The sequence below is a fragment of the Brenneria goodwinii genome (assembly GCF_002291445.1).
Taxonomy (GTDB): domain Bacteria; phylum Pseudomonadota; class Gammaproteobacteria; order Enterobacterales; family Enterobacteriaceae; genus Brenneria; species Brenneria goodwinii.
Window position 1 is genome coordinate 2,943,209 of sequence record NZ_CP014137.1, and the last position, 26,789, is coordinate 2,969,997.

At 53.6% G+C, this 26,789-nt stretch carries 28 protein-coding genes; 15 read left to right on the top strand and 13 right to left on the bottom strand.

From position 1 onward, the window contains the following. The first annotated feature begins 3 nt into the window (after positions 1–3). The 5 genes from cyoB to ACN28R_RS13185 all read left to right on the top strand — a co-directional run bounded on the left by cyoB (position 4) and on the right by ACN28R_RS13185 (position 5,352). Positions 4–1,995 (top strand): cytochrome o ubiquinol oxidase subunit I, encoded by a 1,992-nt coding sequence (gene cyoB / locus ACN28R_RS13165; protein WP_095834629.1) that lies wholly within the window; start codon positions 4–6, stop codon positions 1,993–1,995. Continuing rightward, a complete protein-coding gene (locus tag ACN28R_RS13170) occupies positions 1,985–2,596 on the top strand; it encodes a cytochrome o ubiquinol oxidase subunit III (protein WP_048635816.1) in 612 nt (203 codons plus the stop codon). Before cyoB ends, ACN28R_RS13170 begins: the two co-directional genes overlap by 11 nt. Continuing rightward, the gene (locus tag ACN28R_RS13175) at positions 2,596–2,928 is read left to right on the top strand and encodes a cytochrome o ubiquinol oxidase subunit IV (RefSeq protein ID WP_048635817.1); all 333 of its coding nucleotides are present in this window, start codon (positions 2,596–2,598) and stop codon (positions 2,926–2,928) included. The genes ACN28R_RS13170 and ACN28R_RS13175 overlap by 1 nt, the downstream gene beginning before the upstream one ends. Positions 2,929–2,942: 14 nt before the next feature. Further along, positions 2,943–3,830, top strand: a complete 888-nt coding sequence (gene cyoE / locus ACN28R_RS13180) for a heme o synthase (protein ID WP_095834630.1) — start codon at positions 2,943–2,945, stop codon at positions 3,828–3,830. A gap of 157 nt (positions 3,831–3,987) precedes the next feature. Continuing rightward, a complete protein-coding gene (locus tag ACN28R_RS13185; protein WP_095834631.1) occupies positions 3,988–5,352 on the top strand; it encodes an MFS transporter in 1,365 nt (454 codons plus the stop codon). A gap of 144 nt (positions 5,353–5,496) precedes the next feature. On the opposite strand, the gene ACN28R_RS13190 is transcribed toward ACN28R_RS13185, so the two are convergent. Next, positions 5,497–5,988, bottom strand: coding sequence for a YajQ family cyclic di-GMP-binding protein (locus ACN28R_RS13190; protein ID WP_048635820.1), 492 nt, complete (start codon positions 5,986–5,988; stop codon positions 5,497–5,499). Between the two features lie 239 nt (positions 5,989–6,227). Between ACN28R_RS13190 and panE the strand changes: the two genes are divergently transcribed. Further along, positions 6,228–7,136, top strand: a complete 909-nt coding sequence (gene panE, locus ACN28R_RS13195; protein ID WP_048635821.1) for a 2-dehydropantoate 2-reductase — start codon at positions 6,228–6,230, stop codon at positions 7,134–7,136. Continuing rightward, positions 7,099–7,689 (top strand): protein deglycase YajL, encoded by a 591-nt coding sequence (gene yajL / locus ACN28R_RS13200; RefSeq protein ID WP_048635822.1) that lies wholly within the window; start codon positions 7,099–7,101, stop codon positions 7,687–7,689. Before panE ends, yajL begins: the two co-directional genes overlap by 38 nt. 31 nt (positions 7,690–7,720) lie before the next feature. Here the strand turns inward: yajL and thiI are convergent, their stop codons facing one another. Continuing rightward, positions 7,721–9,169 carry a tRNA uracil 4-sulfurtransferase ThiI gene (gene thiI / locus ACN28R_RS13205; protein ID WP_048639619.1) on the bottom strand — a complete coding sequence of 483 codons (1,449 nt, stop codon included), beginning with the start codon at positions 9,167–9,169 and terminating at the stop codon, positions 7,721–7,723. A gap of 312 nt (positions 9,170–9,481) precedes the next feature. Here thiI and xseB point away from each other — a divergent pair, with 312 nt between their 5' ends. The 6 genes from xseB (at position 9,482) to ACN28R_RS13235 (ending at position 15,191) form a co-directional block, all read left to right on the top strand. Further along, positions 9,482–9,730: an exodeoxyribonuclease VII small subunit gene (gene xseB, locus ACN28R_RS13210; RefSeq protein WP_048635823.1), complete on the top strand. Its 249-nt coding sequence runs from the start codon at positions 9,482–9,484 to the stop codon at positions 9,728–9,730. Further along, positions 9,727–10,638, top strand: a complete 912-nt coding sequence (gene ispA, locus ACN28R_RS13215) for a (2E,6E)-farnesyl diphosphate synthase (protein WP_095834632.1) — start codon at positions 9,727–9,729, stop codon at positions 10,636–10,638. The genes xseB and ispA overlap by 4 nt, the downstream gene beginning before the upstream one ends. A 20-nt stretch (positions 10,639–10,658) precedes the next feature. Then, on the top strand, positions 10,659–12,521 hold the full coding sequence (gene dxs, locus ACN28R_RS13220) for a 1-deoxy-D-xylulose-5-phosphate synthase (RefSeq protein ID WP_095834633.1): 1,863 nt from the start codon (positions 10,659–10,661) through the stop codon (positions 12,519–12,521). A gap of 120 nt (positions 12,522–12,641) precedes the next feature. Beyond that, positions 12,642–13,076 (top strand): CesT family type III secretion system chaperone, encoded by a 435-nt coding sequence (locus tag ACN28R_RS13225; RefSeq protein ID WP_183096754.1) that lies wholly within the window; start codon positions 12,642–12,644, stop codon positions 13,074–13,076. A gap of 147 nt (positions 13,077–13,223) precedes the next feature. Next, complete coding sequence (locus tag ACN28R_RS13230) at positions 13,224–14,135, top strand: hypothetical protein (RefSeq protein WP_048635827.1); 912 nt, start codon at positions 13,224–13,226, stop codon at positions 14,133–14,135. A 153-nt stretch (positions 14,136–14,288) separates the two neighbouring features. Continuing rightward, positions 14,289–15,191, top strand: a complete 903-nt coding sequence (locus tag ACN28R_RS13235) for a type III effector (protein ID WP_095834635.1) — start codon at positions 14,289–14,291, stop codon at positions 15,189–15,191. A 55-nt stretch (positions 15,192–15,246) separates the two neighbouring features. Here ACN28R_RS13235 and pgpA read toward each other — a convergent pair whose 3' ends face one another. The 6 genes from pgpA to nrdR all read right to left on the bottom strand — a co-directional run bounded on the left by pgpA (position 15,247) and on the right by nrdR (position 19,386). Further along, on the bottom strand, positions 15,247–15,759 hold the full coding sequence (gene pgpA, locus ACN28R_RS13240) for a phosphatidylglycerophosphatase A (protein WP_048635829.1): 513 nt from the start codon (positions 15,757–15,759) through the stop codon (positions 15,247–15,249). Beyond that, positions 15,740–16,714: a thiamine-phosphate kinase gene (gene thiL, locus ACN28R_RS13245; protein WP_095835801.1), complete on the bottom strand. Its 975-nt coding sequence runs from the start codon at positions 16,712–16,714 to the stop codon at positions 15,740–15,742. The genes pgpA and thiL overlap by 20 nt, the downstream gene beginning before the upstream one ends. A gap of 60 nt (positions 16,715–16,774) precedes the next feature. Next, entirely contained in the window at positions 16,775–17,194 is a 420-nt protein-coding gene (gene nusB, locus ACN28R_RS13250; RefSeq protein WP_048635830.1) for a transcription antitermination factor NusB, read from the bottom strand. Positions 17,195–17,218: 24 nt separating this feature from the next. Then, complete coding sequence (gene ribH / locus ACN28R_RS13255) at positions 17,219–17,695, bottom strand: 6,7-dimethyl-8-ribityllumazine synthase (RefSeq protein ID WP_095834636.1); 477 nt, start codon at positions 17,693–17,695, stop codon at positions 17,219–17,221. Positions 17,696–17,756: 61 nt separating this feature from the next. Further along, complete coding sequence (gene ribD, locus ACN28R_RS13260; RefSeq protein WP_095834637.1) at positions 17,757–18,893, bottom strand: bifunctional diaminohydroxyphosphoribosylaminopyrimidine deaminase/5-amino-6-(5-phosphoribosylamino)uracil reductase RibD; 1,137 nt, start codon at positions 18,891–18,893, stop codon at positions 17,757–17,759. Between the two features lie 37 nt (positions 18,894–18,930). Continuing rightward, positions 18,931–19,386 (bottom strand): transcriptional regulator NrdR, encoded by a 456-nt coding sequence (gene nrdR / locus ACN28R_RS13265; RefSeq protein WP_048635833.1) that lies wholly within the window; start codon positions 19,384–19,386, stop codon positions 18,931–18,933. 246 nt (positions 19,387–19,632) lie between these two features. Between nrdR and ACN28R_RS13270 the strand changes: the two genes are divergently transcribed. Then, positions 19,633–20,205 (top strand): SadB/YajI family lipoprotein, encoded by a 573-nt coding sequence (locus ACN28R_RS13270; RefSeq protein ID WP_095834638.1) that lies wholly within the window; start codon positions 19,633–19,635, stop codon positions 20,203–20,205. Positions 20,206–20,503: 298 nt separating this feature from the next. Here ACN28R_RS13270 and secF read toward each other — a convergent pair whose 3' ends face one another. The 5 genes from secF to queA all read right to left on the bottom strand — a co-directional run bounded on the left by secF (position 20,504) and on the right by queA (position 26,093). After that, positions 20,504–21,472 (bottom strand): protein translocase subunit SecF, encoded by a 969-nt coding sequence (gene secF, locus ACN28R_RS13275; RefSeq protein WP_095834639.1) that lies wholly within the window; start codon positions 21,470–21,472, stop codon positions 20,504–20,506. 10 nt (positions 21,473–21,482) lie between these two features. Further along, a complete protein-coding gene (gene secD / locus ACN28R_RS13280) occupies positions 21,483–23,330 on the bottom strand; it encodes a protein translocase subunit SecD (protein WP_095834640.1) in 1,848 nt (615 codons plus the stop codon). A gap of 27 nt (positions 23,331–23,357) precedes the next feature. Continuing rightward, on the bottom strand, positions 23,358–23,690 hold the full coding sequence (gene yajC, locus ACN28R_RS13285) for a preprotein translocase subunit YajC (RefSeq protein ID WP_048635837.1): 333 nt from the start codon (positions 23,688–23,690) through the stop codon (positions 23,358–23,360). Between the two features lie 83 nt (positions 23,691–23,773). Next, entirely contained in the window at positions 23,774–24,919 is a 1,146-nt protein-coding gene (gene tgt / locus ACN28R_RS13290; RefSeq protein ID WP_095834641.1) for a tRNA guanosine(34) transglycosylase Tgt, read from the bottom strand. Between the two features lie 106 nt (positions 24,920–25,025). Further along, the gene (gene queA / locus ACN28R_RS13295) at positions 25,026–26,093 is read right to left on the bottom strand and encodes a tRNA preQ1(34) S-adenosylmethionine ribosyltransferase-isomerase QueA (RefSeq protein ID WP_095834642.1); all 1,068 of its coding nucleotides are present in this window, start codon (positions 26,091–26,093) and stop codon (positions 25,026–25,028) included. A 113-nt stretch (positions 26,094–26,206) separates the two neighbouring features. Between queA and ACN28R_RS13300 the strand changes: the two genes are divergently transcribed. Continuing rightward, complete coding sequence (locus ACN28R_RS13300; protein WP_048635840.1) at positions 26,207–26,788, top strand: acyl carrier protein phosphodiesterase; 582 nt, start codon at positions 26,207–26,209, stop codon at positions 26,786–26,788. Position 26,789: the final 1 nt, after the last annotated feature.

Here is a 26,789-nt window from a genome sequence, read left to right on the forward strand (position 1 = left end):
AAGATGTTCGGAAAACTTACACTCGATGCAATTCCGTATCATGAACCCATTATCATGGTCACCGTGGCGGGGATCATCGTCGGCGGTCTGGCGCTGCTGGCGGCAATAACCTATTTCGGCAAGTGGAAATGGTTATGGACGGAATGGTTCACCTCCGTCGACCATAAAAAGATCGGTATCATGTACGTCATCGTCGCGCTGGTGATGATGTTGCGTGGTTTTGCCGATGCCATCATGATGCGTGGTCAACAGGTACTGGCCTCCGCCGGTGAAGCGGGTTTCCTTAATCCGCACCACTACGATCAAATCTTCACCGCTCACGGCGTTATCATGATTTTCTTCGTAGCGACGCCCTTTGTCGTGGGTTTGATGAACCTGGCGGTGCCGTTGCAAATCGGCGCTCGCGACGTGGCCTTCCCTTTCCTGAACTCGCTGAGTTTCTGGATGTTCGTGGCCGGGGTGATTCTGGTCAACATCTCTCTCGGCGTTGGCGAGTTTGCCCAGACGGGCTGGGTGGCCTATCCGCCGCTATCCGGTAAGGAGTACAGTCCCGGCGTCGGGGTCGATTACTGGATATGGAGTCTACAGATATCCGGCTTAGGCACCACGCTGACCGGCGTTAACTTCTTTGCCACCATTATGAAGATGCGCGCGCCGGGCATGTCGCTGATGAAAATGCCGGTATTTACCTGGACGGCGCTGTGCACCAACGTCCTGATTATCGCCGCATTCCCGATACTGACCGTCACTATCGCGCTGTTGACGCTGGACCGTTACCTCGGCACCCATTTCTTCACCAATGATATGGGTGGCAACATGATGATGTACATCAACCTGATTTGGGCATGGGGTCATCCTGAGGTTTACATTCTGGTTCTGCCGGTATTCGGCATCTACTCCGAAGTGGTGGCCACGTTCTGTAAAAAACGGCTGTTTGGCTATACCTCGCTGGTGTGGGCGACCATCGCGATAACCATATTGTCGTTCATCGTCTGGCTGCACCACTTCTTCACCATGGGGTCTGGCGCCAACGTCAACGCCTTCTTCGGTATCGCCACGATGATTATTTCGATTCCGACCGGGGTGAAAATATTCAACTGGCTGTTCACCATGTACCAGGGCCGCATTCAGTCTCACTCCGCCATGCTGTGGACGATCGGCTTCATCATCACCTTCTCCATCGGCGGGATGACGGGCGTACTGCTGGCGGTTCCCGGCGCCAACTTCGTGCTGCATAACAGCCTGTTCCTGATCGCTCACTTCCACAACGTGATCATCGGCGGCGTGGTGTTCGGTTGCTTTGCCGGTATTACTTACTGGTTCCCGAAAGCATTTGGCTTCACCCTGAACGAAACCTGGGGCAAACGCGCCTTCTGGTTCTGGATCATCGGTTTCTTCGTTGCCTTCATGCCGCTGTACGCGCTGGGCTTTATGGGGATGACCCGTCGGTTAAGTCAGCAAATCAACCCGGAATTTCACCCGCTGCTGGTCGTGGCTTCCCTCGGCGTGGTGCTGATCGGTCTCGGCGTGCTGTGCCAGGTGATGCAGTTCTACGTCAGTATCCGCGATCGTCACCAGAATCGCGACCTGACAGGCGACCCATGGGATGGCCGTACGCTGGAATGGTCGACCTCTTCTCCGGCGCCCTTCTATAACTTTGCCACCGTACCGCACGTTCACGATCGCGACGCCTTCTGGGACGCCAAAGAAAAAGGCGAAGCCTACAAGAAACCTGCTGGTTATGAAGCGATTCATATGCCGAAAAATACCGGGGCGGGCGTTATCATTTCAGCGTTCAGTCTGGTGTTCGGTTTTGCCATGATCTGGCATATCTGGTGGCTGGCGATTATCGGCTTTGCCGGAATGATCGTGACCTGGATCGTGCATAGCTTTAACCAGGATGTGGACTATTACGTTCCGGTTAAAGAAATCGAGCAGATTGAGAATCAGAATTTTGAGCAAATCAGCAAAGCAGGTCTGAAACATGTCAACTGAAACTCTGACTAACCATACAGCCCATGCCGAGCATGGGCACCATGATGCAGGAGCCACCAAAGTATTCGGCTTCTGGATCTACCTGATGAGCGACTGCATTCTGTTTGCGTCCCTGTTCGCAACCTATGCGGTACTGGTTAACGGCACCGCCGGCGGTCCGACGGGGAAGGACATTTTCGAACTGCCCTTCGTTCTGGTAGAGACCTTCGCCCTGCTGTTCAGCAGTATTACCTACGGCATGGCGATGATCGCCATGAACAAAGGCAATAAATCACAGGTTAACGTCTGGCTGGGATTGACGTTCCTGTTCGGCCTGGCGTTTATCGCGATGGAAATCTATGAATTCCATCACCTGATTGCGGAAGGTTTTGGCCCGGATCGCAGCGCTTTTCTGTCGGCATTCTTTGCGCTGGTCGGCACCCACGGTATTCACGTGACCTCCGGCCTGATCTGGATCATCATCATGATGGTGCTGGTTTCCAGCCGCGGTCTGACCGCCGTCAATAAAACGCGGCTGATGTGCCTAAGCCTGTTCTGGCACTTCCTTGACGTAGTCTGGATTTGTGTCTTCACCGTTGTTTATCTGATGGGGGCGATGTAATGAGTCATTCAACAACCGATCATGCAGGCGCCAGCCACGGCAGCGTCAAATCCTATCTGATTGGCTTTGTACTGTCCGTTATCCTGACCGTCATTCCTTTTGCGATGGTCATGTCCGGTTCAGCCTCACAGCACGCCATCATTCTGACCGTAGTGGGATGCGCCGTTGTCCAGATTCTGGTTCATCTGATCTATTTCTTGCATCTGAGTTCAGCCTCGGAAGAGCGCTGGAACGTGGTGGCCCTTGCGTTTACCGTCCTGATTATCGCTATTGTCGTTGCCGGTTCCATATGGATTATGTGGAATACGCACGCCAACATGATGATTCAGTAACCGAGCCGTAAAAGATGATTAAATACCTGCAAGTCACTAAACCAGGCATTATTTTCGGTAATCTGATTTCCGTTATCGGCGGATTTCTTCTTGCCGCTCAAGGCAGCATCGATTATGCCCTGTTTCTTTCCACCCTGTTTGGCGTATCGCTGGTCGTGGCATCAGGCTGCGTGTTTAACAACGTTATCGACCGCGATATCGATAAAAAAATGGAGAGAACCAAAAATCGGGTTTTGGTAAAAGGCCTGATATCACTGAAGGTAACCCTGGTTTACGCTTCTCTGTTGGGTATTGCCGGTTTTGCATTGCTATATCTCGCCGCCAATCCGCTGGCCATGTGGCTGGCGGTGATGGGCTTCGTGGTTTATGTCGGTGTTTACAGCCTGTATATGAAGCGCCATTCGGTTTACGGCACGCTGATTGGCAGCCTGTCCGGCGCCGCGCCGCCGGTAATCGGTTATTGCGCCGTCAGCAACCAGTTCGATGCCGGCGCGCTGATTTTACTGCTGATTTTCAGCCTGTGGCAGATGCCGCACTCCTATGCGATCGCCATCTTTCGTTTTAAAGATTACCAGGCCGCCAATATTCCGGTATTGCCGGTGGTGAAAGGCATTTCCGTCGCCAAAAACCACATCACGCTCTATATCCTGGCGTTTATGATCGCCACGCTGATGCTGTCGCTGGGCGGCTATGCGGGTTACAAATATCTGGTGGTGGCCGCCGCCGTCAGCATATGGTGGCTGGGCATGGCGCTGTCAGGCTATAAAAACGCCAATGACGATCGGCTATGGGCCAAAAAACTATTCATATTCTCGATTGTCGCCATCACATCGCTGAGCGTGATGATGTCCGTTGATTCCATCGCACCCGCGCAGGAAGCGTTGTTAACCTATTTGCGTTAATCACCAGCGCACCGATGCATCAAACAGGCGGCGCATCCGCCTGTTTTCCTTTTCTCTTCGCCCTCTGCCCTGCCCCGCCAAATCACGTAACAAAGCTATCGTTTACGCGCTGACAGATAACGAACTAGAATAGCGCCGACTGACTTCAGAGGTACGAATGAACGACAATAAAATGACCCCGGGCGAGCTACGCGCAACCTGGGGCTTAGGGACGGTATTTTCGCTGCGCATGCTTGGCATGTTTATGGTACTCCCCGTTCTCACCACCTACGGCATGGCGCTACAGGGCGCCAGCGAATCGCTTATCGGCATTGCCATCGGTATTTACGGCCTGATGCAGGCGGTTTTTCAGATCCCCTTCGGGCTGATGTCAGACCGTGTCGGCCGCAAGCCGTTGATCGTCGGCGGCCTGCTGATCTTCACCTTAGGCAGCGTGATTGCCGCCCTCAGCGACTCTATCTGGGGAATTATTCTTGGCCGGGCGCTACAGGGTTCCGGCGCGATTTCCGCCGCCGTGATGGCGCTGCTGTCCGATCTTACCCGCGAACAGAATCGTACCAAAGCGATGGCGTTTATTGGCGTCAGCTTCGGCGTCACCTTCGCCATCGCCATGGTAGTCGGCCCCATTGTTACCCATGCTTTTGGCCTGCAGGCTTTATTCTGGGGCATCGCCGCTCTGGCGCTGGTGGGCATCGTGATTACCTTAACCATGATTCCGGCGGCGCCGTCTCATGTATTGAACCGGGAGTCGGCGATTGTGCGCGGCGGCTTTCGCAAGGTTTTAGCCAATAGCCGCCTGTTGAAGCTAAACTTCGGCATCATGAGTTTGCATATTCTGTTGATGTCGAGCTTCGTGGCGTTGCCAAGAGTCATGGAACAGGCCGGGCTGGCGCCGCAGGACCACTGGAAAGTCTATCTGGTCACCATGCTGGTTTCATTCGCCGGCGTGGTTCCGTTCATTATTTATGCTGAATTGAAACGACGGATGATCCGGGTATTCATCGCCTGTATCCTGATCCTGATCGTCGCAGAACTGGTGTTGTGGTCGGCCGAAAACCAACTCTGGCGCATTATCTTCGGCATTCAGCTGTTCTTTCTCGCCTTTAATGTGATGGAAGCGCTTTTGCCGTCGTTAATCAGTAAAGAGTCTCCCGCCGGATACAAAGGAACCGCCATGGGCGTTTATTCCACGACGCAGTTTCTCGGTGTCGCTATCGGCGGCAGTCTGGGCGGCGGCCTGTTCGATCTGTACGGTACGGCGGCGGTCTTCGCCGTTGGCGCGGGAATCGCCGCGCTGTGGCTGCTTGTCGGCTTCACGATGCAGGAACCGCCATACCTCAGCAGCCTGAGAATCACGCTTTCCGATTTAGCCTTAAAGAACGGCGATCTCGAACAAAAGATGCGTGCCCAGCCGGGCGTTGCCGAAGTCATCATCGTGCCGGATGAGTACAGCGCCTACGTCAAGATCGATAACCAGCAAATCAGCCGGCAGCAGTTAGAATTGTTGGTCAGTCAGGCATAAAAGCGACAACGCCGGCCTCAGACTGTTAACGACGTCGCCTTCGTAAGACCGAATCCAAATCCGTCATTCCTGCCTACGCAGGAATGACGATGGAAGCGGAAGATTTGTCGTAATCACAGGGCGGCAGCGCCGGTCTGTGAAATCTTAATCGCGAAAATTGGTGAACTGGAACGGTTGCCCCAGGTCTGCGCCGCGCACTAACGCCATAACGCTTTGCAAATCGTCGCGCGATTTCCCGGTCACCCGCACCTGCTCGCCCTGAATCTGAGCCTGCACCTTCAGCTTGCTGTCTTTAATCAGCTTAACGATTTTTTTCGCCAGCGCGCTCTCTATGCCCTGCTTCAGCTTGGCGTCAACGCTATAGGTTTTACCGCTGTGCTCCATCTCTTCCGGAACATCCAGCGCGCCGCCTTCAATACCACGCTTCATCAGTTTTTCACGCAAAATATCCACCAGTTGCTGAACCTGAAAATCAGACTCGCTGGCGGCTTTAATACTTTGTGATTTTTCATTCAGTTCAAAGCTGGCCGGCACATTGCGAAAATCCCAACGCGTGCTCAGCTCTCGCGTGGCATTATCCACCGCATTGCGGACTTCCTGCATATCAATTTCCGAAACAATATCGAAAGATGGCATAATCAATCTCCTGACAATTTTGACCGGCGAGCATAATAACCGCTCATTTTCTATATACCCAATAGATTTCATGATGCAAGACGGCGTCACATGAACGACTCCCGCATGCAAAGCATTTAGGGAGCAATGCCCATCTGTAATTTGAATGATAATGGGTATAAACGAATAGTGATGCGAATAGTAACCTATGATTGGTCTATTAAGAACGACTGTTCCCGCGTCAATAAAGGGAGAATCAAATGAAAATAACCGTTCTTGGTTGTGGTGCGATCGGACAGCTATGGCTAGCGGCCCTGCATCGCCAGGGTCACGATGTTCAAGGATGGCTGCGGATTCCACAACCTTTTTGCCCGGTTAATGTCGTTCAGCTCAATGGACAACACTGTAATCTGAATCTGACCGCAAACGATCCCGACCATCTGGCGCATAGCGAATTGCTATTGGTCACGTTAAAGGCCTGGCAGGTTTCTGATGCCGTTATCGCTTTACTGCCGCAGCTAAACCCGCATTGCACTATTTTGTTATTACACAATGGAATGGGCACATACGAGGAGTTGCCGCCGCTCAGTCAACCGCTGATTTTGGGGGTGACGACGCATGCCGCTCGCCGTGATGCCACCACCGTGGTTCATGTCGCCGCCGGCACAACACACATCGGTTCAATCAATAATGCAGATACGCAAAGTCATTTTGCAGAGATTCTGCACCAGGCTTTACCCGATGTTGCCTGGCATAACAATATTACCGTGACCTGCTGGTTAAAACTGGCGGCCAACTGCGTCATCAACCCGTTAACGGCCGCATATCAATGTCAAAACGGGGATTTGCGGGATCATCCGCAACAGTTGGAATCGCTGTGCCAGGAAATCGCGACGGTAATGGATCGGGAAGGCTTTCATACCTCAGCGGAGAGCCTGCTAATCTACATTAACCAAATTATTCAGAACACAGCGGCTAATATCTCTTCCATGCGGCAAGACATCATGGCGCAACGGCATACCGAGATCGACTATATCACCGGTTACCTGCTGCGGCGGGCGCGTATCCACGGCCTGACGCTGCCCGAGAATAGCCGGCTGTTTGAAACCATCAAACGTAAGGAGAATGAATATGAACGCATCGGTACTGGTGTGTCTGGCTCCTGGTAGTGAAGAAACCGAAGCGGTCACAACAATAGATCTGCTGGTCAGAGCGGGTATCCAGGTCACGATCGCCAGCGTCGCCAGCGATGGCGACCTTGAAATAACCTGTTCCCGGGGCGTAAAACTTTTGGCCGACGCGCCACTGGTCGCGGTTGCCGATCGGCACTTTGATGCGCTGATTTTACCCGGCGGGCTGCAAGGCGCCGAATGTTTTCGCGATAGCCCGCTGCTGGTGGAGTGTATTCGCCAGACTCATCAGGAAGGGAAAATCGTCGCGGCGATGTGCGCCTCGCCGGCCGTGGTGCTGGAACACCATCAGTTATTCCCCGTCGGAAATATGACCGGTTACCCGGCGTTAAAAGACAAAATCGCGCCGGAGAAATGGATGGAAAAGCGGGTAGTTTACGATCCTCGCGTCAATTTACTGACAACCCAAGGTCCGGGCACCAGCATGGATTTCGCGCTGAAGCTGATTGACCTGCTGCTGGGTAAAGCCAAAGCGGCTGAGGTGGCGGCTCAGTTGATTCTGCCGCCCGGGATTTATAACTATGCGGATTAACCATAAGGGCGCAGTCCGGCGCCCTTATGGCTTACGGACGGTAGACCTTCACGTTGCTGAACCCTTGTTCGCGCAGATAAAGCGCCTGTAAACGGCTCATCACTCCACGTTCGCAATAGAGTAAATAGCTTTTACTCTGGTCCAGATCGCCAAATTGGGTGCTCAACTTATAGAACGGCAACAATTTAATCTCGGCGCCGTCCAGCACCAGCGGTTTATCTTCCTGCTCGTCCGGCGCGCGGATATCCAGTAAAACATCCGTCGGCGAAAACGCCGCCACGGTTTCCACTTCAACCACTTCCTGAGTAGTTTGCTCGGCGATATCACGGATATCAATGTTACGCGCTTCGCTGACCACACGATCCAGAATCGAAAAATCGAACAGGCTTTCCTCATGTTCAATTTTAGATTTTACCGCTTTTACCGTCGGGCTCTTGGAAATCACCCCACAGTATTCCGGCATCGTTTTGGCAAAATCCTCGGTTCCCAGCTCACGCGCCTGTTTGATGATGTGCTCTTTGTCATGAGAGATCAGCGGGCGTAAAATCAAGGTGTCGGAGGCATTATCAATCAGGCGCAGGTTTGTCAGCGTCTGACTGGAAACCTGTCCTAACGCTTCGCCCGTCACCAGCGCCTGCACGCCATAGCGTTCCGCCATGCGGGAAGCCGCGCGCACCATCATGCGCTTGAGCACCACGCCCATTTGACCGTCATCGATTTTTTCAAGGATCTCGCCGACGACCGGCTCAAAATCAATGGCGATGAAACGCACCCGATGTGAACTGCCAAAACGGCTCCACAGATAATGCGCGACCTGCTTGACGCCGATCTCATGCGCCGCGCCGCCCAGATTAAAGAAACAGTAATGTACCCGGCAGCCGCGACGCATCAGCATATAGCTGGACACGCCGGAATCGAAACCGCCGGATATCAGTGACAAAACGTCTTCCTGCGTGCCGATGGGGAAACCGCCAATCCCTTCATAGCGGCCATTAATCAGTAGCAGCCGCTCCTGATCGATTTCCAGATGGACGGTAACCTGCGGCGAGGTGAGGTTTACCTTGGCGGTTTCAATGTGCTGATTCAGACCGCCGCCGACATAGCGTTCTACGTCCTGAGAGCTAAACTCATGCTTACCCCGGCGTTTAACGCGCACGCAGAATGTTTTCCCTTCCAGTTGCGCGCGGTACAGCGCCAGCGTTTGTTCAAAGATGTCATGAACACTGGTATAGGTACTCTCTTCGACATCAAGAATGTGGTGAATGCCGGGAATACGCGTCAGCGCATCGCGAATAGCCTCGTGCTGGCTTTCGTCTTTTGCGCGCACTTCGATATGATCCCAGTGACGGACAACCGCCAGCGTCTCATCATAATTTTTTAATACGTTGCGAATGTTCCCAGTCAGAATCTTGATAAAGCGCAACCGCACAGATTGGCTCTTGATGGTGATTTCCGGGAACAATTTAATGATAAACTTCATGGTGGCTGTCGTTACTTGATCAGATGAGGTGTAAATAAATTTACCCTGAGCGCTTAAAATCACGTTATCGGTAAAATCAGCCTGACAGCGATGATTTTACCGATAGCATCCAGGGCGCGGAGTATATCATTATCTATACCCAAAGTAATTGGCGTTGCAGCCAATCGCAGCGCGGCGTCAAATAATCGGCGTATAGCGCTTAGCCTAATGCTTTAGCCGTATAATTGCATCGGCATTGGTTGATGTTCGCATGTAAAATAGCGCTATGCAGTAATCACGCAACAGCGTATAAACCAGGATTCTGAAAATACTATGCCCAAGAAAACCGAGCAGCCAGTAAGTTTTGAAAACGCGCTGAACGAGCTGGAAAAAATCGTGACCCGTCTTGAATCTGGCGAATTGCCATTGGAAGAGGCTCTGAATGAATTTGAGCATGGAATACAGCTTGCGCGTCAAGGGCAGCAAAAGCTGCAACAGGCGGAGCAGCGGGTACAGATTCTACTGAGTGATGAGCCGGATGCGGCATTGTCGCCTTTTACCCCTGACAGTGAGCCGCTATGACAGACTTCTCTGAACAATTGAATGCTCACTGCCAGCGGACTAACCGTATTCTGAGTCATTTTATCTCCGAGTTGCCCTTTCAGAGTAGTCCACTGGTTAACGCCATGGGTTATGGTTCATTGTTAGGCGGTAAGCGGCTGCGGCCATTTCTGGTTTATACTACTGGTGAACTGTTTGGCATGCCGCTGGAAAGTCTGGATGCGCCCGCCGCGGCGGTAGAATGCATTCATGCTTATTCATTAATCCATGACGATCTCCCGGCAATGGACAATGATGATCTGCGTCGTGGTCAGCCGACCTGTCATATCAAGTTTGGCGAAGCCAGCGCCGTATTGGCCGGAGATGCCCTGCAAACGTTAGCATTCTCAATTTTAGCCGATGCCCCGATGCCGCAAGTTACGGTGGAAAATCGCCTGGCGATGCTGTCCGAGCTGGCGCAGGCCAGCGGCGTTGCCGGCATGTGCGGCGGCCAGGCGCTGGATTTGGCGGCGGAAGGACATCAGGTGGATTTGGCGGCGCTGGAGCAGATCCATCGGCATAAAACAGGCGCGCTAATCCGCGCCGCGGTAAGACTGGGCGCGCTGGCGGCCGGTAAGCCGGGCCGGGCGGCATTGCCTTACCTCGATCGTTATGCCAACGCTATCGGTCTGGCCTTTCAAGTACAGGACGATATTTTAGATGTGGTCGGAGATAGCGCCACGACGGGTAAACGCCAGGGCGCCGATCAACAGCTGGGTAAGAGTACCTACCCCGGCCTGCTGGGTTTGCAAGGCGCGCGGGAAAAAGCCCGGGAGCTTTATCGGGAATCACTGGCCTCGCTGGATGATCTGGCCGCGTCCAGCCAAGAACCATTGAATATTGAGCCATTACAAGCGCTGGCGAATTTCATCGTTGAGCGTAATAAATAAAATCTCTAAACGAGTCTCTAATGAGTTTTGATATAGCGAAATACCCTACATTATCGTTAGTGGAAACACCCGATGAGCTACGTCTGCTACCGAAAGAGAGCCTGCCGAAGCTGTGTGATGAACTTCGCCAATATTTATTGGACAGCGTCAGCCGTTCAAGCGGTCATTTCGCCTCAGGATTAGGGACAGTCGAACTTACGGTTGCGCTGCATTACGTCTACAACACCCCTTTCGATCACCTGGTCTGGGATGTCGGACATCAGGCTTATCCGCACAAAATTCTGACGGGCCGCCGCGACCGCATTGCCACCATTCGCCAAAAAGGCGGTTTACATCCTTTCCCGTGGCGTGAGGAAAGTGAATACGACGTAATAAGCGTCGGTCACTCGTCAACCTCAATCAGCGCCGGACTGGGTATGGCCGTGGCCGCGGAGCGGGAAGGAAAAGGCCGCCGTACCGTTTGCGTGATTGGCGATGGCGCCATTACCGCGGGAATGGCCTTTGAAGCCATGAACCACGCCGGCGACATTAACGCCGATCTGCTGGTGGTGCTGAACGACAACGAGATGTCGATTTCAGAAAACGTCGGCGCCCTGAACAACCACCTGGCACAGTTGCTGTCCGGCAAGCTCTACGCCAGTTTGCGTGAAGGCGGCAAAAAAGTGTTATCCGGACTGCCGCCGATCAAGGAACTGGTCAAGCGGACGGAAGAACACCTTAAAGGCATGGTGGTTCCGGGCACTATGTTTGAAGAACTGGGTTTTAACTATATCGGTCCGGTGGACGGTCACGACGTGCAGGCGCTGGCGCAAACACTGAAAAATATGCGTAGCCTGAAAGGCCCGCAGCTGCTGCACATTATGACCAAAAAAGGTAAGGGCTATGCCCCGGCAGAACAGGATCCCATTAGCTGGCACGCGGTGCCCAGGTTCGATCCCGCCAGCGGCATGCTGCCGAAAAGCAAAGACGACCTGCCGACCTACTCAAAAATCTTCGGTCAGTGGCTGCTGGATACCGCGGCTAAAGACAGCAAGCTGATGGCCATCACGCCCGCCATGCGCGAAGGTTCCGGTATGGTGCCGTTTTCACGGGAATATCCGCAGCAATATTTTGATGTCGCGATTGCCGAACAGCACGCGGTTACCTTTGCCGCCGGCCTGGCGATTGGAGGATACAACCCGGTAGTGGCGATTTACTCCACCTTTTTGCAACGCGCCTACGACCAGGTTATCCATGACGTCGCCATTCAAAATCTACCGGTGCTGTTCGCCATCGATCGCGGCGGTATCGTCGGAGCCGATGGTCAGACTCATCAGGGCGCTTTCGATCTGTCGTTTTTGCGCTGTATCCCGAACATGGTCATTATGACGCCAAGCGACGAAAACGAATGCCGTCAGATGCTGCACACCGGTTATCACTATAAGAAAGGGCCGACGGCGGTGCGCTATCCCCGAGGAAGCGGCACCGGCGCGGATTTAGCGCCGCTGGCTGAATTACCGATTGGCAAAGGCGTCGTCCGGCGTCAGGGCGAAGGGATCGCAATTCTCAACTTCGGCACGCTATTGCCGGAAGCGCAAAAAGTCGCGGACAAACTGAACGCCACGCTGGTTGATATGCGTTTCGTTAAACCGTTGGATGACGCGCTGATTATGGAAATGGCAAACACCCATCACACGCTGGTGACGCTGGAAGAAAATGCCATTATGGGCGGTGCGGGCAGCGGCGTGAACGAACTGCTGATGGCAAAACGCGTGGTGCTGCCGGTACTGAATATCGGCCTGCCGGACGCTTTCGTTCCTCAAGGCTCGCAGGAAGAAATCCGCGCCGATCTCGGCCTGGATGCCGCAGGCATTGCGCGCCGCATTGAGGCCTGGCTAGCCTAACATTTCCCTATGCGGAATACCGCTTTCACCGGCGTGATTCCGCCCTTCGTTATTTTTTCATTTCATATGGAACCTAAGCCGCTCTCCAGCCACTCAGAAAAATCGAAAAGGAGAAATGGCATGAGCGGCACGCGAGGTTTCCACATCGTTATGTCCAAGCTGATGAAACGGTATCAGGTTGATGCGCAGAAAGCGGCGGAAAGCGGACACGATGTCTATATCATCACGCTGGAAGACGAAATGCAGATCCTACTGCTGGGGAACCAGCGGGATTACCTGAACATCATGAGCCCGGTTACCTCACTGGCGCCGCATGTCGGTGCGCGCGCCGACGTCCTGTTATCATTGCTTTCCATGAATATGTGGAACACCAAACATCCGGTTTTCAACATCGGTCTTGATGTTCGCAACATGCAAGTCGTGCTTTCATGCCGGCAAGCGCTGGCCGAGTTGGATGAAACGGAAACCTATAAATTGGTCGGTTCGTTTATTGACACGGCGTCAAAGTTAAAAGCCTGGATAAACAAGCTGGTGGATTCTTCCGCCGGGAAATAGTTCGTCCTCGTCTGCCTGCCATCCCCTTTTCATCAATCAGTGATGACCACGGTACATGCATTACGCCTGCGCCGGACTAAAGCGAACATTTATCCTACGCCGGCACATCACGCTCAATACGTTAAAAAGGTTAAGGACAGGAAAACCATGCTAAACGCCACGCACAACAGATATTTCCCCGGCGGGGTTACGGTAAACCCGCTGGAAAATTTCAGCCGCGAGCACACGGTCAAACTCCATAACGCGGTCAGCGCGCAAGAGTTGGGCATAGGCGATTATGAAGGGAAACGCGTCAGCGTCAGCGCGTCCACGATGGAACACTTACAACTGGCGCAGGAAACGCTGCGCAAAGTGAAGATGCTGCTGCCCTACGGGGCGGGCAACCAAAAAGTGGAAATGGTTTACACCAACGGAGAAAGTTCGGCGCGCTCGCTAATGCACAGGGAGAGGTCTTCCGCTAACGCGCCTATCCCTAACGCCAGTCAGGCTGCCCGCTACCAGGCGGGTAACTGCGAAGAACACGCAGATATAGCTTATGCGCTACTGGCGCAGAATCGTATTAACGCACCGGTATTGCATGTGGGTGACAGTGATTGGGAACATAAATATATACTCATTGGCGATCCGCGCGATCAAACCTGGGGAGAGAAAAATACCGTGGTCGTAGACCCTTGGGTCAGGTATCCCGCGGCGGTCACATTGGAACAAGCCAGCCGGCGTAATCCTTATCCGGAGCCGGAATATCAGAGAGCCCGCAATGCGTCCCCTCTGACCGGCGCCCAGGCATTAAACAGCATACGCCACGTGACCACCGGCGAAGTAAGCCACTATCTCGCCGAGATTGAACTCCCTTCCCTCGGTGACGATTTTCTGGAATGGTTTTCCCAAAGCGAAGTGGCATCTGAAACATTTGATGAGAAAACCGCCGCCAAAGATCCCAGCACGCGTTATTCAAGCAACCTCTTTAACGCCAGATCAATGGACGATATCGCACAGGCTACGGTATCCCGGCAACGCGCGGCGCAGCAGGCCTGGAATAATTCGCCATATCGATGGTAATGCTCTCCCCGGACCATGGATTGCTTATTTACCCGCAGGGAATGCTTCACGCTATTGAGGATGACTGCGGTATATGCATTACGCCATTGCCGTACTACAGCGAAAATGGCTCATCACGCTCAATACGTTAAAAAGGGTAAGGACGAAAAAACCATGCTAAACGCCACGCACAACAGATATTTCCCCGGAAGAGTTACGGTAAACCCGCTGGAAAATTTCAGCCGCGAACCCACGGTCAAACTCCATGACGCGGCCAGTACGCAAGAGCTGGGCATCGGCGTTTATGAAGGGAAACGCGTCAGCGTCAGCGCATCCACGATGGAACACTTGCAACTGGCGCAGGAAACGCTGCGCAAGGTGAAGATGCTGCTGCCCTACGGCGCGGGCAATCAAACGGCAGAGGTTTTATATACCGGTGGCGAGAGCATGGCTCGTACCAATATGGTAAGAAGAACGCCGTTCTGCTCTCCGATCCAGGCGGCGTGGGACGCCGCGCGCCACCAGTCCGGTAATTGTCAGGAATTCGCCAGCGTAAGCTATACGCTATTGGCGCAACAATCGATTAATGCCCCGGTATCCTTCGTGAAGGACCAGAACTGGTGTCATGCCTATGTTTTGATCGGCGATCCGCGCGATCAAACCTGGGGAGAGAAAAATACTGTCGTGGTCGATCCCTGGGTCAGATACCCTTCCGCCGCCACATTACAGGAGTCGCAAAATCGCACCCCGGCCCTGGCGGCCCTTTATCAACGCTCCCGTAATGCGGCGCCGATTCCAGCAGCGCTAACGCTCAATCATATAAAACACGTTACCAGCGGCGAAGTGGCAAGCTACCTGCGGCAGAACCAATATCCGCCGATCGGCCGAGGATATATCCAGTTGAATGATTACTACGGCATACTCAGTAGTACGTTGGATGAGCGGCTTGTCGCCAAAGATCCCAGCACACGCTATTTCAGCGACGGTTTAAGCGCCAGGTCAATGGACGACATCGCCCAGGCCACGGTGTCCCGGCAACGCGCGGCGCAACAAGTCTGGGATGATTCGCCCTACTAGGCGGGTCAACACGCCTTCCAAAAGCATCTGTGGATATAGGCAAACACATTTAACATTACGGCCAGTAGACGCCAATCCCGTAAATCACGCCGGCGGCGATCACCCCGGCGATAATGTCGTCGATCATAATGCCCATTCCGCCGTGCACATTGCGATCAAACCAGCGGATGGGCCAAGGTTTCCAGATATCCAGGCAACGAAACGCCACAAAGCCCGCCGCGACCCACTGCCAGTCATTTACCGGAATGGCCATCAGGGTAATCCACATACCGACAAACTCGTCCCAGACGATGCAACCGTGATCGTGAACCCCCATATCTTTTGCCGTCCGATGACACAGATAAACGCCGATGCAGATGCTGAACATCACCACCAGCGAATAAAGTTCAGTGGGAAGAAACGACATCACATACCACAGCGGGATCGCCGCCAACGATCCGAACGTGCCAGGCATCCAGGGCGCCAAACCGCTACCGAATCCCGTAGCCAGCAAGTGCCACGGGTTGCTTAAATGCAGTCGGCTTTTCGCCGTTTGCGACCCTTTGGTGTTACCGGCTAAAATGGTCATATCCCTTCCAGTTCAATTCAATTTCTTTCTCACCCCGGAAGAAACGCAACCCTTCGGATGAAGGCGATATTTGCCCGATACAGGTATAGTCGGCGCCCAGATGGTCTAAAGCCATGTCCAGTGCGCCACGGTTAATTTCAGGCACGGTGAAGCACAGTTCATAATCTTCGCCGCCTGACAGCGCCCAGTTCAGAGCCTGTTCGGCCTCAACGTGATCGCGCAGCCAATGCGAGTAGGGAATGGCGTCCAGGTTAATCCGCGCCCCACATTCACTGCATTTCAGCACGTGCCGTAAATCGGAAATCAGGCCGTCGGAAATATCAATAGCCGAACTGGCCAAATCACGCAGCGCCTGCCCTTGCAATATTCTGGGCTGCGGACGCAGATGGCGCTGAATCAGCGCCTGACGGGCATGATCATCAGCGACAGACAGTTTATCCTGCAGGATTGCCAGCCCGGCGGCGCTATCCCCCAACGAGCCCGTAACATAAACCCAGTCGCCTATCCGGGCGCCTTTGCGGGTCAATGCGCGTCCCGTGGGAACTAAACCATAAATCGTCAGCGTCAGACTCAGAGGGCCTCGGGTGGTATCGCCGCCGATTAATTGCATGCCGTAATAGTCGAGGAGCTCAAACAGACTATCGCTATATCTTGACAGCCAGTCGCTGTTTATTTCAGGCAGGGTAATCGCCAGTGACAACCAAGCGGGATCGGCGCCCATGGCTGCCAAATCGCTTAAATTGACCGCCAATGATTTGTAACCCAAATCGGCAGGATCGATATCGGGTAAAAAATGAATCCCGGATACCAATGTATCGGTACTCACCGCCAGCAATTGTTTCTCGGCAATCGACAGTAACGCGCAATCGTCACCGATACCCAACGCGACATCTCGGCGTGAACTGCCAACCCGATTGAAATAGCGGGCAATAAGGTCAAACTCACCTTCAACCATAACCTTTCCAACCAGCATTTAATTCAAAAGACCAGGGCCGGATATCCGGCCCTGACTCATTTATTTTTTGCCTTTCCGTACGGAAGGCGCAGCCTTATCGAGCACGCCATTCACAAACTTATGACTGTCCTCGGCGCCAAACACCTTGGCTAGTTCTATGGCTTCATTGATCGCCACTTTGTAAGGAACATCGTCACGCTTGCTGAGTTCAAACATGGCCAAACGCAGAATGGCTCTTTCAACCTGCCCCAGTTCATCAAGCTGACGAGACAGGAAAGGCGCCATCAGTTGATCCAATTTTTCGGCCTGAGTGGCAACACCCGCCAGCAGCTCTCGGAAATAGGTGATGTCGACATCTTTGACATCCTGCTCGCTCAGGAATTGTAGTTCAATATCAGCAATATCGTTTTTAGACAATTGCCAGGAATAAAGCGCTTGAACCGCACATTCACGGGCGCGGCGACGAGCAGCAGGTTTCACGGAATTCCCCTTACTTAATCAGGCTTACTTAATAGCTTTCAATACATTAATCATTTCTAGCGCGGTCAGGGCAGCTTCTGCGCCTTTGTTACCCGCCTTTGTGCCAGCACGCTCAATGGCCTGCTCAATGTTTTCTGTGGTCAGTACCCCGAAGGCAACCGGGACATCGCTGGTCATAGCGACTTGAGACAAACCAGAGCTGCATTCGCCAGCAACAAATTCAAAATGGGCTGTTCCACCACGGATAACCGTTCCCAGCGCAACCACCGCATCGAATCCACCGTTTTGAGTGCTTTTGGTCAGCGCGCGAACGGCTAACGGCAGCTCATAGGCTCCAGGAACCCAAACAACGGTGATATTCTCGTCTTTAACCTGACCGATGCGCTTTAACGCATCGATCGCGCCTTCCAACAGGCTGTCATTAATAAAATGGTTAAAACGCGCAATCGCAATCGCCACGCGGGCATCAGGAGTAGCAACAACACCTTCAATAACGTTCATAGCTTTCCTTTATCTGGTCTTTATACCCCGCAGGGGGGCGGATTCTATCATATTCTTCCGGTCACGTATTCGGTTTTAACCGCAGCCGCAAATCTGGCCCTATCTGGCGAACATCGCTTATCTCAAACTCAGGCGCCTGCGACAGTTGGCTTAATCCGGGCAGAACGCAAAGTCCACGAGCATTATCCCCCAAAAGCTTCGGCGCCAGGTAAACAATAAGCTCATCCACCACGCCAGCTTTCAACAAGGCTCCCGCCAGATTTGCGCCGGCTTCTACCCATACAGAATTAATCTGCCGCTTACCCAGCACCATCATCAGCGCAACCAGATCGATACCGCCATTGTGCTGCGGTAATCTGAGTTGCTCAACGTTTTCAGGCCACGCCTGTTCATCCGTCTGCACACGCGCCAGCCAGGTTTGTCCCGGCTGCGAAATGATGCGATGTTGCGGGACAACACGGCGCCGGCTATCAACAATGACCCGCACGGGCTGGCGTACATTCTCGACCGGGTAAATCCGCTGCGTTTCGGCATCCAGTTCCGACCAACGCACCGTTAACGACGGGTCATCCGCCAATACTGTCGCACTGCTGCTCAGAATAGCCGCGCTTTCTGCCCGAAAACGCTGCACATCCTGCCGGGCCTGCGGTGAGGTGATCCACTGGCTTTCTCCAGAAGACATGGCGGTGCGGCCATCCAGCGAGGCGGCCATTTTAAGTTGAACATAGGGAAAACCGGTACGCATGCGCTTTAGAAAGCCCAGATTGACCTTCTCTGCTTCAGACAGCATCAAACCATGACTGACATCGACGCCGGCCTGTTGCAAACGGTGCAACCCACGCCCCGCCACCTGGGGATTGGGATCCTGCATGGCGGCGACAACACGGGCGATACCGGCCGCGATCAACGCGTCGGCGCAAGGCGGAGTGCGGCCATGATGGCTGCACGGCTCCAGCGTGACGTAGGCTGTCGCGCCGCGAGCCTGCTCCCCGGCCATCCGTAACGCATGGACTTCCGCGTGAGGTTCGCCGGCACGTAAGTGATATCCTTCCCCGACAATCTCGCCGTCTTTTACTATCACGCAACCGACATTAGGATTAGGCGCGGTAGTAAAGCGCCCACGGCGCGCCAGCTCCAGCGCCCGCGCCATATACCGTTCATCCTGCGGTAGTACTAATTCGTCCTGTGGACTAACCATCCTCTGCGCCTCTTTTCTCTGGCTGGCCTCCCCCCCATCATGCCTTATCTTGCAGACGGGCGATCTCTTCACCGAACTCGCGGATATCCTCAAAGCTGCGATACACCGATGCAAACCGGACATAGGCAACCTTATCCAGTTTCTTCAGCGCATCCATCACCAGGTTGCCGATCATCTTGGCCGTGACTTCACGTTCGCCGGTGGCACGCAACTGGGATTTAATATGGTTAATCGCCATTTCAACATCATCAGAACTGACCGGCCTTTTCTCCAAGGCCTTGAGCATGCCGCTGCGCAATTTGTCTTCATTGAATGGTTCGCGCACATCGTTGCTTTTTATAACCCGCGGCAACACCAACTCCGCCACTTCAAATGTGGTAAAGCGTTCATTGCAAACCAGGCACTGCCGACGACGACGAACCTGAGAACCTTCGCCAACCAGGCGGGAATCGATAACTTTGGTATCCACAGCGGAACAAAATGGACAATGCATAATGCTTCCTGACCAGTAATCCTTAACATAGAGACAGTTTACCCTGAATTAACAGACTAACCAAAGTTCCCGAATATTGTTGCGAACAGGCTCGCATGCCACGGAAATCACATAAGAATATCGAGGTGATGAGGGAAATCGCTACCGCGGCAATCAGGGTATGTGACTTACCCGCAATCGCGTCTACACTGTCATCAAAGAGAGCTGAAGGATTTGTAAATAAAATTACGCAGGGGAAAAGTAGAAATGACAACCCGATATCGCATGCTGGCTATTTTACCGGCTTTGGTTTTACTGGCGGGCTGTGCGCAACAACGCCAGGTGCCGCAGTTGCAAAATCAATTGAGCCAGTTGAACCACCAGTTAAAAACGCTGACCGACCAGGCGACTGCGCTAGAACAACAAAATGCGCTGAATGAGCGCTCAAACTCCGGCGTTTATTTATTACCGGCGGCGCAAAGCAACGCGATATTGCAAAGCGATATCGGTCAACTTCGCGTATTGCTCAGTCATATCGAACCCGAAGCTAACGGCACCCGTGCGTTGCTGACTATTCGAACGCTTGATACGGCCCGGTTGCCCGCGTTCAGCGCGCATGTAGACTGGGGACAAATCGACCCGGTGAGTGGAAAACCGTTAATCACCGATACGCAGACGCAGTCCTTCAGGTTCTTGCCTCCGCTGTTACCAAAAACCGAGGCCATGATTGAACTGAGACTCAGCGGGCTATCCCCGGAGCAACTGGGGTTTGTTCGGTTGTACCACATCATAGGCGAAGAACAGACGCCGCCGCCCGTTGCCAGCACGGATGCGCCTTAACCGGCATCCGCGACCTGACGGCCCGCAGGATGGCGGACAGGGATAATCAGGCATAAAAAACTGCGCCTGACTCAGTTGGATCTCCAACTTTTAGGGCGCAGTTAACAATGGGTTTCAGACTAATGACCAAGCTGCCTTCGTAATACCGAACCCAAATCCGTCATTGCCGCATAGGTAGGAGTTTGCATGATAGCAACGCACCGCCTGAAAGCAGATCCCCGCCTGCGCGGGGATGACGAAAAGGGATTGACAGGAATTACACCCCCCGAAAATGTTTTTTCCGGGGCGCACTGCAAACTTACGGCAGCAGAGAGGGTTGATCGGCCCCTTCTTTCTCTACCTTCTGAACCAGTAAATGCTCGCGTTTCATCCCCAGCTTCAAAGCCAGCGCGGAAGCGACATAGATAGAAGACACCGTACCAATCGATACGCCGATCAACATTGCCAGCGAAAAACCTTCCAGCATCGCGCCGCCGAAAATGTACAACATCAGCACCACCACCAGCGTAGTGGCCGACGTCATGATGGTACGGCTCAGCGTTTGCGTCAGAGAGACGTTCATTATCTCATAAGGCGTACCGCGGCGAATTTTGCGGAAATTCTCACGGATACGGTCGGAGACCACGATACTGTCGTTCAGCGAGTAACCGATGACCGACATCAACGACGCGACGATAGTCAGATCGACCTCTATCCGGAAAAGGGAGAGCACACCCATGGTAATAATCACATCATGCGCCAGCGCGATAACCGCCCCCAATGCCAGCCGCCATTCGAAACGGAAACCGACGTAAATCAGGATACAGATCAACGCGCTCAGCAAGGCCATCCCCCCCGCCTGAGCCAAATCGCTCCCGACGCTGGGGCCGACAAACTCAATGCGTTTTACCGTCGCATGCTGTTCAGTGCCCTGATTAATCACGCTCACTACGCGATTACCCAATTCCTGACCGGATGTCCCAACGCTCGGCGGCATACGCACCATCACGTCGCGGCTGCTGCCAAAGTTCTGGATCAGCGGATCGTGGAATCCGGCCTGCTGCAATGAATCACGGATCAGATCCAGATCGGCAGGTTTTTCGAGATTGATTTCAATCACCGTACCGCCGGTGAAATCCAATCCCCAGTTAAAACCCCGTACGCCCATAACGATCAGCGAGAGAATCAGCAACGTTCCTGAAATCAAAAACGCGACGTTATCCCAACGCATAAAGTCATAGACCCGGCGTCCATAGTTCAGTTGTTCAACAGTATAATCCTGTGCCACAACGCACTCCTCAGATAGACAGCTTGTTAATGCGTTTGCCGCCGTAAAGCAGGTTAACGATGGCACGAGTACCGACGATCGCCGTAAACATCGAGGTTGCCACCCCGATAGCCGTGGTGATGGCAAAGCCTTTAATCGAACCAGTACCGACAGCGTAAAGGATAATGGCGGTAATCAGAGTGGTCAGGTTGGCATCCACGATACTGGAGAATGCGCCTTTATACCCTTCATGAATCGCCTGCTGGACGCTACGCCCATTTTTAAGCTCTTCCTTAATACGCTCGTTAATCAACACGTTGGCATCGACAGCCACCGCCAGCGTCAACACGATACCGGCAATACCCGGCATGGTTAGCGTGGCGCCCGGCAACAATGACATCACGCCGACGATCAGCACCAGGTTAGCCACCAACGCCGTTGTGGCAATCACGCCGAACTTACGATAGTAAACCACCATAAAGACGATTGACGCGACCAACCCCCACAGACAGGCTTCCAGCCCTTGGGTGATGTTCTGCATACCCAATGTCGGCCCGATGGTACGCTCTTCCACAATCTGGATCGGCGCGATCAGCGCGCCGGCGCGCAGCAGCAGGGAAAGCTGGCGGGCCTCGTTCGGGTTATCAATACCGGTGATGCGGAAGCTGTTACCCAACCGCGACTGGATCGTCGCCACGTTGATCACTTCTTCCTGTTTCTCCAGGATCGCACGGCCGTTGGCGTCTTTCTTGCCGCTGTCTTTATATTCGACAAACAGCGTCGCCATCAGTTTGCCGATGCTGTCCTTGGTGAAATTGGACATGGTGTTACCACCAGCGCTATCCAGCGATATATTCACCTGCGGACGGTTGTATTCATCATTGCTCGACGTAGAGTCAGTAATGTGATCGCCGGTTAAAATAACGCGTTTAAACAGCACTACCGGCGCGCCGTCACGCATATTCTTCACTTCGGAGTCGCCCGGCACGCGGCCATTGGCGGCGGCGGTAGCGTCGGCATCGCTATTGACCAGACGGAATTCCAGCGTGGCGGTCGCGCCCAGAATTTCCTTGGCTCGCGCGGTATCCTGAATACCCGGCAGCTCAACCACGATTCTGTCGGCGCCCTGACGTTGAACCAACGGTTCGGCGACGCCAAGCTGGTTAACACGGTTACGCAGGATATTGATGTTTTGCTGCACCGCATATTCACGCGCCTCACGCAGGCGTTCATCGCTCATGACCGCACGCAGCAGGTTGCTGCCGCTGGCGCTGATGACCAGATCGCGGTGACGGGAGGTCAAATAGCTCACTCCGCCGTCACGCGTTTGCGCATCGCGGAAACGGATTTCAACACCGTAGTTGTCGATTTTACGCACCGCAGCATAAGGAATGTTTTTCTCACGCAAATCGCTGCGCAGAGAATCCATTGACTGTTCTTGCAACTTGCCCAGCGCGGTATCCATATCCACTTCCATCAGGAAGTGAACGCCGCCGCGCAGATCAAGCCCCAGTTTCATCGGCTCGGCACCCAGGACGCGTAACCACGTCGGCGTTGCGGGGGCGAGGTTAAGCGCCACAACAAATTTGTCGCCCAGCTCATTCAGAAGGGCTTCACGGGCACGGATTTGTATATCCGGGTTGGAGAAGCGAGCCAGAATCGCACCATTTTCCAATGCAATCGACTTACTGGTGATATTTTGCTCTTTTAATACATTTTGGACTTGGATCAGCGTCGTTTCGCTGGCGGCGGTTCCCCGCGCGCCAGTAACTTGTACCGCCGGATCCTCACCATACAGGTTAGGAAGCGCATAGACCAGACCGATGACCAAAGCCACGATCAGCATCAGGTACTTCCACAAAGGATAACGGTTTAACACGGCAATTCCCTTCGGGAAAATCGAAAATTACAGGGCCTTGATTGTGCCCTTCGGCAGCACGGCAGCCACGAAATCACGTTTGATAACAACTTCATTGGTGTCATTCAACGCAATGGCGATATAGCCGGTTTCAGACACTTTAGTCACACGCCCGACCAGACCGCCGGTGGTTAAGACTTCATCACCCTTGCTGATGGAATCCATTAGCTTTTTATGTTCCTTGGCGCGTTTTTGCTGTGGGCGCAGGATCATAAAGTAGAAAATCAGACCAAAAACGGCCAGCATAATAACCAGAGAGTACGGGCTTCCCTGAGCCGGAGCGCCAGTCGCTGCTACAGCATCGGAGATAAAAAGACTCATTTAAATTTCCTCTTTGTTATCAAAAATATAAGTTATCAGTGTGACAAAAGTGAATAAGATGAAAATCACAATAACGCCGGCTGTCAGTTGCTGTCAGCAACGTTTTTTTCAGCAAGCGGCGGAACCGGTTTGCCCATCCGTTGGTAAAAATCCACCACAAAGTGATCTAATTTACCCTCTTCAATGGCCTGACGTAAACCCGCCATCAAACGTTGATAATAACGCAAATTGTGGATGGTATTGAGTCGCGCCCCGAGTATTTCGTTGCAACGGTCAAGATGATGCAAGTATGCGCGGCTATAATTGCGACACGTATAGCAATCACAGTGCTCGTCAAGCGGGCGGACATCATCCCTATGCTTCGCATTGCGGATTTTAACCACGCCATCCGTAACAAATAGATGACCGTTACGCGCATTACGCGTCGGCATAACGCAGTCAAACATATCAATACCGCGACGTACGCCTTCCACCAAATCTTCCGGCTTGCCGACCCCCATCAGATAGCGGGGTTTATCCGCCGGGATCTGAGGACAGACATGCTCCAGAATACGGTGCATATCCTCTTTAGGCTCGCCGACCGCCAAACCGCCCACAGCGTACCCATCAAAGCCAATGTCTACCAGTTCTTTTACCGATACATCACGTAAATCTTCGTAAACACTTCCTTGAATAATACCGAACAACGCGTTCTTGTTATTCAGCTCGTCAAAGCGCTGGCGGCAGCGTTTCGCCCAGCGCAGGGACATTTCCATTGAGCGTTTAGCGTAGTCCCATTCAGCCGGATATGGAGTGCATTCATCAAAAATCATGACCACATCGGATCCCAGGTCGTACTGAATCTCCATCGATTTTTCCGGGCTAAGGAAGATGGCGTCGCCGTTGATGGGGTTGCGGAAATGAACGCCTTCTTCGGTGATCTTGCGGATATCGCCAAGGCTGAAGACCTGAAAACCGCCTGAATCGGTCAGGATCGGACCGTGCCACTGCATGAAATCATGTAAATCGCCATGCAATTTCATAATTTCCTGACCGGGGCGCAGCCACAGGTGAAAGGTGTTTCCCAACAGGATCTGCGCGCCGGTGTCTTTTACTTCTTCCGGCGTCATGCCCTTCACCGTGCCGTAGGTGCCGACGGGCATAAACGCCGGGGTCTCCACCACGCCGCGTTCAAAAATCAATCTGCCGCGCCGGGCGCGGCCATCGGTTTTTTGTAATTCGTACTTCACTTAGCCTCCAGCATCAGAAAAACAGTCTGATGTTGATATTGATAATGCCAGATAAACGCCCGACAGAGCCTGGCCTGCGGCGTACATAAAAGGTTCAGACGGATAACTACCCGATCTGCTCCTGCTCGGCCAGCGGATTGCGCGTGATAAACATGGCGTCTCCGTAGCTGAAAAAACGATACTGTTCAGCGACCGCCTGCCGATAGGCCGACATGGTATGTTGGTAGCCGGCGAAGGCCGACACCAGCATGATCAGCGTTGACTCCGGCAGATGAAAGTTGGTCACCAGCGCATCGATAATCCGATAGTGATAACCCGGATAAATAAAGATACGGGTATCGCCGAAAAACGGCGCGATCAACGCCTCCTTGCTGGCTTGCGCCGCGCTTTCCAGCGAGCGGACGGAGGTGGTGCCGACCGCCACGACCTTATTGCCGCGCGCTTTACAGGCCAGCACCGCGTCGACCACCTCCTGCGGCACTTCGGCATATTCGGCGTGCATCACATGATCTTCGATGGTTTCTACGCGTACCGGCTGAAATGTCCCCGCCCCGACGTGCAGGGTGACAAACGCCATCTCCACGCCCTTCTCGCGTAACGCCGCCAGCATCGGCTCATCAAAGTGCAACCCCGCCGTCGGCGCTGCCACCGCGCCCGGACGCCGGCTGTAGACCGTCTGATAGAGTTCGCGGTCGGATTCTTCGTCCGGCCGATCGATATAAGGCGGCAGCGGGATATGGCCGATATCGTTCAGAATCGACAACACGTCGCGGGAATCATCAAAATGCAGTTCAAACAACGCGTCATGGCGGGCGACCATCGTTGCCCTGACGCTGTCATCATCGCCAAGCAACAGTTCCGCGCCGGGTTTTGGCGCTTTTGACGCGCGCACATGCGCAATCACGCGCCGCTCATCCAGCACCCGTTCCACCAGCACTTCCAATTTGCCGCCGCTGGCCTTGCGCCCGAACAGACGCGCCGGAATAACGCGCGTATTGTTAAACACCAGCAGATCGCCGGCATCCAGCTTATTCAGCAAATCGGTAAACACGCCGTGCGTCAGATTTCCCGTCGGCCCATCCAGCGACAGCAGACGACACCCGCTACGCTGAGCCTGCGGATAATGGGCGATCAATGATTCAGGGAGTTCAAACGAAAAATCGGCAACACGCATGACAATTCACTTAGCTATTTAATACATTAAAAAATGGGCGGCCTAGTCTAGAGCCGCAAGCGCATGGCTGCAAGAAATAAGCACGCGCAAACGGAATGCATTATACTGCCGCCATGAATTTTCTTGCTCACCTCCATCTGGCCACACTGGCCGACAGTTCGCTGTTAGGCAATCTGATGGCTGATTTCGTCCGCGGCAATCCTCAGGAAAACTACTCTGAGGATATCGTCGCGGGTATCCGTTTACATCGCCGGGTCGATTCGCTGACCGACAGCCTGCCGGAGGTGAAGCAGGCGCGCCAGTATTTCAGCGCCGATTACCGTCGTGTCGCGCCCATTACGCTGGATGTGCTGTGGGATCACTTTCTGGCCCGCCACTGGCTACAGCTGGAGCCGCAAATATCGCTGCCTGCGTTTGTCGGTCTGGCGCAAGCGCAAATCACGCCGCATCTGGCGCAAACGCCCGATCGTTTTCAAAACTTGAATCGCTACCTATGGCCGGAACGCTGGCTGGAACGCTACGCTGAATTGCCGTTCATTGCCGATGTGCTGCATAGAATGTCGATTCGTCGTCCCAAGCTGGCGGCGCTTTCCGGCTCATTCAGCGATATTGAACAGAACTATCCTCAATTTGAAACACTCTTCTGGCAGTTTTACCCAAGGATGATGAACCTGGCGAAAATGCGGCGGCTATGAA